This window comes from Yokenella regensburgei ATCC 49455, assembly GCF_000735455.1.
GTDB classification, from domain to species: domain Bacteria; phylum Pseudomonadota; class Gammaproteobacteria; order Enterobacterales; family Enterobacteriaceae; genus Yokenella; species Yokenella regensburgei.
The window spans coordinates 85,164-95,346 of record NZ_JMPS01000021.1 but is presented as its reverse complement, the minus strand read 5'-3'; the positions used below and the strand labels follow the sequence as shown (position 1 = coordinate 95,346).

Here is a 10,183-nt window from a genome sequence, read left to right as displayed (position 1 = left end):
CGCGTAGTGGCGAGTCGGGGTGTCATATTCAACGTGAGAAGTGTTGATGGTGATACCACGAGCTTTTTCTTCCGGCGCGTTATCGATCTGGTCGAATGCACGAGCAGAACCACCGTAGGTTTTAGCCAGTACGGTAGTGATTGCAGCGGTCAGGGTAGTTTTACCGTGGTCAACGTGGCCGATGGTGCCGACGTTAACGTGCGGTTTTGTACGTTCAAATTTTTCTTTAGACACGGCTATATTCCTTACTATAGTGCTCTCCCCTCGTGGAGAGAGCACGGGACTTTGGTTTTAACCCTGCGGCTTATTTGCCACGGGCTTCAATAACGGCCTGAGCAACGTTGTTCGGCGCATCATCATACTTCAGGAATTCCATGGTGTATGATGCACGACCTTTGGTCAGAGAACGCAGCTGAGTTGCATAACCGAACATTTCGGACAGCGGAACTTCAGCGTGGATCTTAACGCCAGTTACTTCAGATTCCTGACCGCGCAGCATGCCGCGGCGACGGCTCAAGTCACCGATAACGTCACCGGTGTTCTCTTCCGGAGTTTCTACTTCAACCTTCATGATTGGCTCAAGCAGAACAGGTTTTGCTTTCTTGAAGCCATCTTTAAAGGCAATAGAAGCTGCCAGTTTAAACGCCAGCTCAGAGGAGTCAACGTCGTGGTAAGAACCGAAGTGCAGACGCACGCCGAGATCGACCACAGGGTAACCAGCCAACGGACCTGATTTCAGCTGTTCCTGGATACCTTTATCAACGGCCGGGATGTATTCGCCAGGAATTACACCACCTTTAATGTCGTTGATGAACTCGTAACCTTTCGGGTTAGAGCCCGGCTCCAGCGGGTACATGTCGATAACAACATGACCGTACTGACCACGACCACCAGACTGCTTAGCGTGTTTACCTTCAATGTCGGTAACTTTCGCGCGAATCGCTTCGCGGTAAGCAACCTGAGGTTTACCCACGTTAGCTTCAACGTTGAATTCACGCTTCATGCGGTCAACGATGATGTCGAGGTGCAGTTCGCCCATACCAGCGATGATGGTCTGGTTAGATTCTTCGTCAGTCCATACGCGGAATGACGGGTCTTCTTTAGCCAGACGGCCCAGAGCCAGACCCATTTTTTCCTGGTCAGCTTTGGTTTTCGGTTCAACGGCGATGGAGATTACCGGTTCCGGGAATTCCATACGCTCCAGAATGATCGGTGCGTTCGGATCACACAGGGTATCACCTGTGGTCACGTCTTTCAGACCGATCGCTGCAGCGATGTCGCCTGCGCGAACTTCTTTGATCTCTTCACGTTTGTTAGCGTGCATCTGTACGATACGGCCGAAACGCTCACGAGCAGCTTTCACGGAGTTCAGGATGGTGTCACCGGAGTTAACCACACCAGAATACACGCGGAAGAAGGTCAGGTTACCCACAAACGGGTCGGTAGCGATTTTGAATGCCAGAGCAGCAAACGGCTCTTCATCGCTAGCGTGACGCTCAGCCGGAGTATCTTTACCGTCGTCCAGCATACCGTTGATCGCAGGAACGTCAGTCGGGGATGGCAGGTAATCAATTACCGCATCCAGCATCGCCTGAACACCTTTGTTCTTGAATGCAGAACCACAGGTTACCAGGATGATTTCGTTGTTCAGAACGCGCTGACGCAGAGCTTTTTTGATCTCTTCTTCAGTCAGTTCTTCACCACCCAGGTATTTCTCCATCAGCTCTTCAGAAGCTTCAGCTGCGGATTCGATCAGGTTCTGGTGCCATTCTTCAGCCAGTTCCTGCATGTCAGCCGGGATATCTTCGTATTCGAAGGTAACGCCCTGGTCTGCATCGTTCCAGTTGATGGCTTTCATTTTCACCAGGTCAACAACACCGGTGAAACCTTCTTCAGCACCAATCGCCAGCTGCAGCGGAACCGGGTTCGCGCCCAGACGGGATTTGATCTGACCAACAACTTTCAGGAAGTTCGCGCCCATGCGGTCCATTTTGTTAACGAACGCAATGCGTGGAACTTTATATTTGTTTGCCTGACGCCATACGGTTTCAGACTGCGGCTGAACACCACCAACTGCGCAGTAAACCATTACCGCACCATCAAGAACACGCATGGAACGTTCTACTTCGATAGTGAAGTCAACGTGGCCCGGGGTGTCGATGATGTTTACGCGATGCGGTTCATACTGCTTAGCCATACCAGACCAGAATGCAGTAGTCGCAGCGGAAGTGATGGTGATACCACGTTCCTGCTCCTGCTCCATCCAGTCCATGGTAGCCGCGCCGTCATGAACTTCACCGATTTTGTGGTTTACACCGGTGTAGAACAGAATACGTTCGGTAGTAGTGGTTTTACCGGCGTCGATGTGCGCACTGATACCGATGTTACGGTAGCGTGCGATGGGTGTTGTACGAGCCATTTGATTCCTCGTTTGTCTCTTTAGGCGCTCAGATTAAGTAACCCAGAGCGGGCGGCTTCTCTGAAGCGCCCGCCTGGTGACTAAAACTCCGAAGGGATTACCAACGGTAGTGTGCGAACGCCTTGTTGGCTTCTGCCATACGGTGAACATCTTCACGTTTCTTAACTGCAGTACCTTTGTTGTCTGCAGCATCAGTGAGTTCGTTCGCCAGACGCAGGGCCATAGATTTATCACCGCGTTTACGAGCAGCTTCAACGATCCAACGCATTGCCAGAGCATTACGACGAACCGGACGGACTTCAACTGGAACCTGATAAGTAGAACCACCTACGCGGCGGGACTTAACTTCGACAGTCGGGCGCACGTTTTCGAGCGCAACTTCGAATGCTTCCAGTTCATTTTTACCAGAGCGCTGAGCCAGGGTCTCAAGAGCACTGTATACGATTGTTTCTGCAGTAGATTTTTTACCATCTACCATCAGGATGTTCACAAATTTAGCCAGCAGTTCTGATCCGAACTTAGGATCCGGCAGAATTTTACGCTGACCAATGACGCGACGACGTGGCATGGAAATACTCCGTTGTTAATTCAGGATTGTCCAAAACTCAAAGAGTTAAGTTTGACATTAATATAAAACGTTTGGCCTTACTTAACGGAGAACCATTAAGCCTTAGGACGCTTCACGCCGTACTTGGAGCGAGCCTGCTTACGGTCTTTAACGCCGGAGCAGTCAAGCGCACCACGAACGGTGTGGTAACGAACACCCGGGAGGTCTTTAACACGACCGCCACGGATCAGGATCACGGAGTGCTCCTGCAGGTTGTGACCTTCACCACCGATGTAGGAGGTGACTTCGAAACCGTTAGTCAGACGCACACGGCAAACTTTACGCAGTGCGGAGTTTGGTTTCTTAGGAGTGGTGGTATATACACGAGTACATACGCCACGTTTCTGCGGGCATGCTTCCAGCGCAGGCACGTTGCTTTTCGCAACTTTGCGTGCACGTGGTTTGCGTACCAGCTGGTTAACTGTTGCCATTAAATAGCTCCTGGTTTTAGCTTTTGCTTCGTAAACACGTAATAAAACGACCTCATACAATATGAGGACGCGAAATTTTAGGGCTACGCCGAAAAGGTGTCAAGAAATATACAACGATCGCGTGGCTACCAGGCCAACTGGCCAGGGTGTTTTACCGCCAGTCTGACGAAATCAGTATAGTCAACCCTGACGACAGCGCTCGAAATTTGACCAGAAAGACCCCGGGCGTCAAGGTCTTCCTTTAAGACATAAAGCGATATGGGGGCATCTGCCAGCAATTCAAGAAACGGGTTGCCGTTAAGCGCCGCCAGCACACCATCGGAGAGCATCACCACTTCATCCCCTGCTTTCAACATACGGCACAACGTATGCAGGTCAGCATGCCAGGGGGAAGTACTCAGTGTATGCAACATAGCAGTCTCAGAACCTCAGAATAACGTCGAAACTATCGAGCTTCTGGCGCAGGGCATCTGGCTCCAGCACCTCGGCATCGATGACAAATTCGGTTTTGGTCGCAAGCCCACGCTCACGCAGCGCGGCAGAACAGACCCAGCACTGCTCAATATCGTAAAGCGGCAGCAACTTGAAAGTAGAGATGTAGTCACGGGCGAGTATGGCTTGCGGATGTTGCCCACTGAGCAACTGGAAAACACCGTCGCCAACGAAAAAGACGCCAATCTCGTCGGTCAGTGCGGAGGTAGCAAGTAAAGCATCCAGCCCTTCCCGGCCTGAGGTGCTACCGTGCGGGGCGCTGGAAAACACAAAAGCGACACGTTTCATCAGAACTGCACCATTCGATCGCAGGTTAACGCTGCTTCGGCGAGCGCACCCAGGCCACTGAGCGTAAACCCAGGCTGCAGATTAAAGCTGGCAAGGCCAAGCTGTCCCGCTTCGGTTTCATCGGTCACGCCACGGCGCAGCGCCGCGGCAACACAAATATGCAACGCGACGCCATGTTCTTCATGCAACGCCTGCCAGGCGCGCACAAGGTCAAATTCATCGCTTGCCGGAGAAGTCAGCTGATTGGCGTTGTACACGCCTTCACGATAAAAGAAGACGCTCTCCAGTTGATGATTCTCTTTGAGCAGCGCCTGAGCGAACTGCAGCGCGCTGCTTGCCTGCTGCGTACCATAAGCCGGGCCAGTGACCATCAGGGCAAAACGCATTACTTATCTTGCCCCTGGAAATCGCCGCTTTTGAACTGACGAATGTAGAGATACACGGTGTGCTTAGAGATGTTCAGACGGTCAGCAACCTGGTTAATCGCATCTTTGATATCGAAGATGCCTTTTTCATAGAGATTGAGAACGATCTGACGGTTTTTAGCATTATTTGAAACGTTGCGATCGGCATTCACCTCTTCAATGGTGAATTCCAGCGTCTGGGTCACGAGATCTTCGACGGACGAAGCAAAGTTCACCTGCGAGTTCACTTCCGGGGTTTCCGGCGGAATAAAGGTGCCCATAATCTGCGAGAACGGTACATCAAGGTTCATGTTGATGCACAGCAGACCAATCACGCGGTGTTCGCGATTGCGGATGGCAATGGTCAGCGACTTCATCAATACGCCACTTTTGGCGCGAGTGAAATAACATTTGGAAACGCTGCTGTCTGCACCAGTCATATCGTGCAGCATGCGCAGAGCAAGATCGGTTATTGGAGAGCCGATTTTTCGCCCGGTGTGTTCACCGTTTGCAATTCGAATCGCGGAACACTTAAGGTCCTGCAACGAGTGCAATACAATTTCACAGTGAGAGCCGATGAGCATCGCTAACCCGTCCACAACCGCTTCGTATGATTTTAGAATAGCGAAATCGGTTTGATCGAAAGGACGTTGATCCAGTAAATCTAGCTCACTGGTTTCATTGGTTAATAGCGACCTGGACATGAAAAAAAGCACTCCTTTTCAGGAGCCTGTCGTTAGATGGTCAGGGCAGGCTCAGCATCATCATTATAAAGATAGGGGCATCTAAGGTAATACAGCGCATAAGGCGCTTTCCAGTGTTAATTATATCTGCCCCAAAATAAAAAAACCGCCGCCCTTGCAGGCGGCGGCTTCATCAGCCTTATTTTTTGCTGGCGTCTGCCGCTTTATTGTCTGCGGCAGCGTCCGGCTTAGCATCAGCTTTCGGCGCTGGCTTCACATCCAGCAGCTCGACGTCGAATACCAGCGTGGAGTTAGCCGGGATGCCCGGAACGCCGGTTTTACCGTATGCCAGATCCGGTGGAATGACCATCTTGATCTTGCCACCTTTCTTGATGTTCTTCAGGCCTTCGGTCCAGCCCGGGATAACACCATCCAGACGGAAGGTCAGCGGCTCACCGCGGGTGTAGGAGTTATCAAACTCTTTACCGTCAATCAGGGTGCCTTTGTAGTTCACCACCACGGTGTCGGTATCTTTCGGTGCTTCACCAGTACCGGCTTTCTCTACTTTGTACAGCAGACCGGTAGAAGAGGTTTTCACACCCTTCTCTTTGGCAAAAGCATCACGGAAGGCTTTGCCTTTCGCTTCGTTATCAGCAGCGTCTTTTTCCATCTTCTGCTGAGCAGAAGTCTTCACGCGGGTTTCAAACGCCTGCAGCGTTTGCTCGATTTCCTGATCTGACAGTTTGCTCTTATCGGCAAATGCATCCTGGACGCCAGCGATCAGCTGATCTTTATCCAGTTTGATGCCCAGTTTTTCCTGTTCCTTCAGGGAGTTTTCCATGTAACGGCCCAGCGAAGCACCCAGCGCATATGCGGATTTCTGGTCGTCGTTTTTGAAAGCGGCTTTGCTGTCGGCTGCAGCAGCTGGTTTAGCGGCATCAGCGGCGAAAGACAGCGGCGCGTTCAGCGCAACGGCCATGGTGGTTGCCAGAAGCGTTACTTTAAACAGTGATTTCATCCATTTCTCCAGGGCCGGGGCATCTCACCCCAGGGTTAACGTAAATGAGTAGCGTACTATAAAGCCTTGTGGAAGAAATCAACATATAGACTCTCCCTAATAACAGATCTTTTCAGACTCTTTTTGTGTAAATAAGTTTCCTCAGCGCGGTTAAGAAGCTGCGGCGACAGGGAAAGTTGAGTAGAATCCGCCCGCAGATAACCGTGATGAGGTGAACAATGCACGAGAAAACGATGGAAGCGCGACTGGCGGAACTGGAAAGCCGGCTGGCATTTCAGGAGATAACCATTGAGGATCTCAACCAGACCGTCACCGCCCACGAAATGGAAATGGCGAAAATGCGCGATCATCTTCGCCTGATGGCTGAAAAGCTCAAAGCCAGCCAGCCTTCACAGATGGCGTCACCGTCTGAAGAGACGCCGCCTCCCCACTATTGAGGCGAAAAAAAAGCGGGATATTCCCGCTTTTTTTATACCCGATACGAACCGGTTAGTGGCAACCGCAGCCGCCATTACCGCCGCAACCGCCTTTACCGTGTTCGTGGTCATGACCGTGGCCGTGACCACCACAGCAACCGTCGTGGCCATGGTCGTGATCGTGGTGATGATCGTGTGCACCGTGAACGTGGCCATGAGCCAGTTCTTCTTCGGTTGCTTCACGGATAGCCACAACTTCAACGTTGAACTTCAGGTTCTGGCCAGCCAGCATGTGGTTGCCATCAACAACAACGTGGTCGTCTTCAACTTCGGTGATCTCAACCGGAACCGGACCCTGGTCGGTTTCAGCCAGGAAACGCATGCCAACCTGCAGCTCGTCAACGCCCATGAAAACTTCTTTCGGAACACGCTGAACCAGGTTCTCGTCGTACTGACCGTAAGCGTCGTTCGCAGTGACCGCAACGTCGAATTTATCACCAACGTCGTGACCTTCCAGCGCGTTTTCCAGGCCAGAAATCAGGGAACCGTGACCATGCAGGTAGTCCAGCGGCGCACTCACCGGAGACTCATCAACCAACACACCGTCTTCTGTACGTACCTGATAGGCCAGGCTGACCACCAGGTCTTTTGCTACTTTCATGATATCTCCTGAGCATGGAAAGATTAGTGGCGCAGATTGTAGCGGAATTCTGCACCCGTGTACCCACTAGCTTAAAAAAAGACAGCACGGATCGCTACTCCGGATGAAAAATCCCGATCACTTGCTCTTCTTTTCGCACATGGTCGCGAACCTCTTTATCGGCCTCGCGCATCTGGTGACCGCACTTAACACACTCAACAATATCGACATTATTCTCGCGCCACATGGCCATTGAATCCTGAGCCTGGCACGCCGGGCATTTCGCCCCGGCAATAAAACGTTTACGTACTGCCATTTTTCACCTTCTATTCGAATTCATCCCAGCCATCCAGCTGGCGTCGTTCCTGCTGCATCTCGCGCTGGAAGATATCCTCCAGCTCGCGTCGCGCCTCTCTGACGCGAGAAATCTGTTGGGTGTCGGTATGCACCGGCATGAGCTCACGTAACATACGCATATCAAGACGGCGGAAGTGTAGCTGCGCACGCTGGGCCTGATGCGGGTGCATCCCGAGCGTGACCAGCGCTTTGCGCCCCAGCTCCAGCGCACTGGAGAAGGTCTCACGCGAGAACTGTTTCACCCCGGCCTGTAAAAGCTCATGTGCTTCTACTCGACCTCGTGCACGCGCCAGAATATGCAGATGCGGGAAGTGCTGCTGGCAGATCTCCACCAGCTTCATGGTGTCTTCTGGCTCGTTGCAGGTGATAACAATCGACTGCGCATCCTCAGCACCGGCAGAACGCAGCAGCTCCACCTGCGTAGCATCACCGTAATACACCTTGTAGCCGTATTTACGCATCAGGTTCACGGCGCTGATATCGCGCTCCAGCACGGTAATACGCATTTTATTCGCCATCAGCAAACGACCAATCACCTGACCAAAACGCCCGAAGCCCACCACAATCACCTGCGGCTTATCATCTTCTACCCATGGCGCTTCGTCTTCGGCTTCAGAGCCATTAAAGCGGTGCGACAACACCCTATCAATCACTTTCATCAACAGCGGCGTGGTCATCATCGACAGTGTGACCGCCACCAGCAAAAGTGCCATCTGATCGTGCTGGAACAGACGCTGCGATGGGGCCGTTGAAAACAGCACGAAAGCAAACTCGCCGCCCTGGCTCAGCACTCCGGCAAACTGCATCCGCTCAGAACTGCGTAACTGGTACAGCCGCGCCAGCACGTACAGCACCAGCGTTTTCACCGCCACCAGCACCGCGACGCTAATCACCACCCACAGTAAGTGGGTGTAAAGCACGCCAAGATTGAGCGCCATGCCAACGGAGATAAAGAACAGCCCCAGCAGCAGACCTTTGAACGGCTCAATAGCAATTTCCAGTTCGTGTCGATACTCACTTTCCGCCAGCAACACCCCGGCGATGAACGTACCGAGCGCCATCGACAGCCCCAGCGCATCCATAAACAGCGCCGAACCCAGCACCAGCAACAGCGTGGCGGCGGTGAACACTTCCCGCACGCCAGAGCCAGCAATGAAGCGGAAAACGGGTCGCAGCAGGTAACGGCCCCCCACCAGTACGCCCGCGAAAGCCAGAACCTTCAGACCGATTTTGAACCAGTCCGGATGTTCATCCCCGGCACCGGCCAGCAGCGGTACCAGCGCCAGCGCCGGGATCACCGCCAGGTCCTGGAACAGCAGCACCGAAAAACCAAGCTGCCCTGCCTCGCTGCGGTTCATACCTTTTTCGCGCATTAACTGCAGCGCCATCGCGGTTGAGGACATCGCGAGCCCAATCCCACCTACGACGGCGGCCTGCCACGAGAAATCCGTTAGCATCAAAAGCCCCGCCAGAATAGCCGCACTGAGGCCAACCTGAGCCGCCCCAACGCCAAAGATGGAGCGCCGCAGTTGCCAGAGTTTCGCCGGGTTCAGCTCAAGGCCGATGATGAACATCAGAAACACAACGCCCAGCTCGGAGAAATGCAAAATCTCATCAACATCGCTGATGAAACCTAACCCCCACGGGCCGATAGCGATCCCAGCCAACAGATAGCCCAGCACCGCGCCAATACCTATCCGCGCGGCCAACGGAACGGCAACGACGGCGGCAAACAGGAACAGCACGCCAGCCAGCAGCAAATTGGAAGCTTCCATCAGCGGCCTCCGACAATCACGGGCGAGGCCAGCCAGTCACCATAGGCGCGGGCGTGACTCGCCAGCTCCTCAGGAGGCTGACGGCGCGCCCAGTAAACGATGATAGGCGTCATCCAGTGCATGTGGCACATGGCGGCGGTGAGTTCGAAGGGACGTAAAATATCGCTCATCGGGTAGCGGTTTAACCCATCATGACGGTAGGCTGCTTCCGGCTCGCCGGTCGTGATGACGCTCCGCCAGTACTTTCCCGCCAGCTGGTTGCCCCCCACCCCGCTGGCAAACCCCCGGCTCAATACCCTGTCCATCCACTCTTTGAGCAACGCCGGACAGCTATAGGTATATAGCGGATGCTGGAAAACGATAACATCATGCTCACGAAGCAGAGCCTGCTCGCGCTGAATATCAATAAAGAAGTCTGGGTAGTGTGCATAAAGGTCATGCACGGTCACATTCTGCAGTTGCAACGCCGGCTTAAGCAAAACCCGGTTAGCCACCGAGTCCTGAGATTCCGGATGGGCATACAGCAGCAAAACTTTCGCTGTCTGAGACATCATCCCCCTCCCGGTTTTGTCTATCGTTATCGTTTTGGGCTACCATGGCGGCCCGGTGCGGAAAATTGCCCGCACATTACATTATCATAATGACAAATTAAC

General features: G+C 53.1%; 14 protein-coding genes. 1 reads left to right on the top strand and 13 read right to left on the bottom strand.

Annotated features, from left to right (window positions below; genetic code table 11):
• From GYRE_RS23175 to fkpA, 9 genes are all read right to left on the bottom strand, one after another.
• Positions 1–234, bottom strand: a 234-nt coding sequence (locus GYRE_RS23175; RefSeq protein ID WP_020882629.1) for a GTP-binding protein, incomplete at its 3' end; no start/stop codon positions are given.
• Positions 235–304: 70 nt separating this feature from the next.
• On the bottom strand, positions 305–2,419 hold the full coding sequence (gene fusA / locus GYRE_RS06530) for an elongation factor G (RefSeq protein ID WP_006817512.1): 2,115 nt from the start codon (positions 2,417–2,419) through the stop codon (positions 305–307).
• Between the two features lie 97 nt (positions 2,420–2,516).
• Complete coding sequence (gene rpsG, locus GYRE_RS06525; protein ID WP_006817513.1) at positions 2,517–2,987, bottom strand: 30S ribosomal protein S7; 471 nt, start codon at positions 2,985–2,987, stop codon at positions 2,517–2,519.
• A 95-nt stretch (positions 2,988–3,082) separates the two neighbouring features.
• Positions 3,083–3,457, bottom strand: a complete 375-nt coding sequence (gene rpsL / locus GYRE_RS06520; protein ID WP_000246815.1) for a 30S ribosomal protein S12 — start codon at positions 3,455–3,457, stop codon at positions 3,083–3,085.
• Between the two features lie 125 nt (positions 3,458–3,582).
• Positions 3,583–3,870, bottom strand: a complete 288-nt coding sequence (gene tusB / locus GYRE_RS06515) for a sulfurtransferase complex subunit TusB (protein WP_038253937.1) — start codon at positions 3,868–3,870, stop codon at positions 3,583–3,585.
• Between the two features lie 7 nt (positions 3,871–3,877).
• Positions 3,878–4,237 carry a sulfurtransferase complex subunit TusC gene (gene tusC / locus GYRE_RS06510; protein WP_038253936.1) on the bottom strand — a complete coding sequence of 120 codons (360 nt, stop codon included), beginning with the start codon at positions 4,235–4,237 and terminating at the stop codon, positions 3,878–3,880.
• Positions 4,237–4,623, bottom strand: coding sequence for a sulfurtransferase complex subunit TusD (gene tusD, locus GYRE_RS06505; protein ID WP_038253934.1), 387 nt, complete (start codon positions 4,621–4,623; stop codon positions 4,237–4,239). The genes tusC and tusD overlap by 1 nt, the downstream gene beginning before the upstream one ends.
• On the bottom strand, positions 4,623–5,345 hold the full coding sequence (locus tag GYRE_RS06500; protein ID WP_006817517.1) for a helix-turn-helix transcriptional regulator: 723 nt from the start codon (positions 5,343–5,345) through the stop codon (positions 4,623–4,625). Before GYRE_RS06500 ends, tusD begins: the two co-directional genes overlap by 1 nt.
• A gap of 178 nt (positions 5,346–5,523) precedes the next feature.
• Positions 5,524–6,342 carry an FKBP-type peptidyl-prolyl cis-trans isomerase gene (fkpA, locus tag GYRE_RS06495; RefSeq protein WP_006817518.1) on the bottom strand — a complete coding sequence of 273 codons (819 nt, stop codon included), beginning with the start codon at positions 6,340–6,342 and terminating at the stop codon, positions 5,524–5,526.
• 218 nt (positions 6,343–6,560) lie between these two features.
• Here fkpA and GYRE_RS06490 point away from each other — a divergent pair, with 218 nt between their 5' ends.
• Positions 6,561–6,779, top strand: coding sequence for a protein SlyX (locus tag GYRE_RS06490; RefSeq protein ID WP_006817519.1), 219 nt, complete (start codon positions 6,561–6,563; stop codon positions 6,777–6,779).
• Positions 6,780–6,831: 52 nt separating this feature from the next.
• Here GYRE_RS06490 and slyD read toward each other — a convergent pair whose 3' ends face one another.
• The 4 genes from slyD to kefG all read right to left on the bottom strand — a co-directional run bounded on the left by slyD (position 6,832) and on the right by kefG (position 10,084).
• Positions 6,832–7,419, bottom strand: coding sequence for a peptidylprolyl isomerase (slyD, locus tag GYRE_RS06485; RefSeq protein ID WP_006817520.1), 588 nt, complete (start codon positions 7,417–7,419; stop codon positions 6,832–6,834).
• 94 nt (positions 7,420–7,513) lie between these two features.
• Positions 7,514–7,714 (bottom strand): YheV family putative zinc ribbon protein, encoded by a 201-nt coding sequence (locus tag GYRE_RS06480; protein WP_006817521.1) that lies wholly within the window; start codon positions 7,712–7,714, stop codon positions 7,514–7,516.
• Between the two features lie 10 nt (positions 7,715–7,724).
• A complete protein-coding gene (gene kefB, locus GYRE_RS06475) occupies positions 7,725–9,530 on the bottom strand; it encodes a glutathione-regulated potassium-efflux system protein KefB (protein WP_038253931.1) in 1,806 nt (601 codons plus the stop codon).
• A complete protein-coding gene (kefG, locus tag GYRE_RS06470) occupies positions 9,530–10,084 on the bottom strand; it encodes a glutathione-regulated potassium-efflux system ancillary protein KefG (RefSeq protein ID WP_006817523.1) in 555 nt (184 codons plus the stop codon). Before kefG ends, kefB begins: the two co-directional genes overlap by 1 nt.
• Positions 10,085–10,183 lie beyond the last annotated feature (99 nt).

What these genes read in the sequence shown, in the direction of transcription:
- fusA (WP_006817512.1), bottom strand. Translation starts at nt 2,419, where the DNA reads ATGGCTCGTACAACACCCATCGCACGCTACCGTAACATCGGTATCAGT.
- rpsG (WP_006817513.1), bottom strand. Translation starts at nt 2,987, where the DNA reads ATGCCACGTCGTCGCGTCATTGGTCAGCGTAAAATTCTGCCGGATCCT.
- rpsL (WP_000246815.1), bottom strand. Translation starts at nt 3,457, where the DNA reads ATGGCAACAGTTAACCAGCTGGTACGCAAACCACGTGCACGCAAAGTT.
- tusB (WP_038253937.1), bottom strand. Translation starts at nt 3,870, where the DNA reads ATGTTGCATACACTGAGTACTTCCCCCTGGCATGCTGACCTGCATACG.
- tusC (WP_038253936.1), bottom strand. Translation starts at nt 4,237, where the DNA reads ATGAAACGTGTCGCTTTTGTGTTTTCCAGCGCCCCGCACGGTAGCACC.
- tusD (WP_038253934.1), bottom strand. Translation starts at nt 4,623, where the DNA reads ATGCGTTTTGCCCTGATGGTCACTGGCCCGGCTTATGGTACGCAGCAG.
- GYRE_RS06500 (WP_006817517.1), bottom strand. Translation starts at nt 5,345, where the DNA reads ATGTCCAGGTCGCTATTAACCAATGAAACCAGTGAGCTAGATTTACTG.
- fkpA (WP_006817518.1), bottom strand. Translation starts at nt 6,342, where the DNA reads ATGAAATCACTGTTTAAAGTAACGCTTCTGGCAACCACCATGGCCGTT.
- GYRE_RS06490 (WP_006817519.1), top strand. Translation starts at nt 6,561, where the DNA reads ATGCACGAGAAAACGATGGAAGCGCGACTGGCGGAACTGGAAAGCCGG.
- slyD (WP_006817520.1), bottom strand. Translation starts at nt 7,419, where the DNA reads ATGAAAGTAGCAAAAGACCTGGTGGTCAGCCTGGCCTATCAGGTACGT.
- GYRE_RS06480 (WP_006817521.1), bottom strand. Translation starts at nt 7,714, where the DNA reads ATGGCAGTACGTAAACGTTTTATTGCCGGGGCGAAATGCCCGGCGTGC.
- kefB (WP_038253931.1), bottom strand. Translation starts at nt 9,530, where the DNA reads ATGGAAGCTTCCAATTTGCTGCTGGCTGGCGTGCTGTTCCTGTTTGCC.
- kefG (WP_006817523.1), bottom strand. Translation starts at nt 10,084, where the DNA reads ATGATGTCTCAGACAGCGAAAGTTTTGCTGCTGTATGCCCATCCGGAA.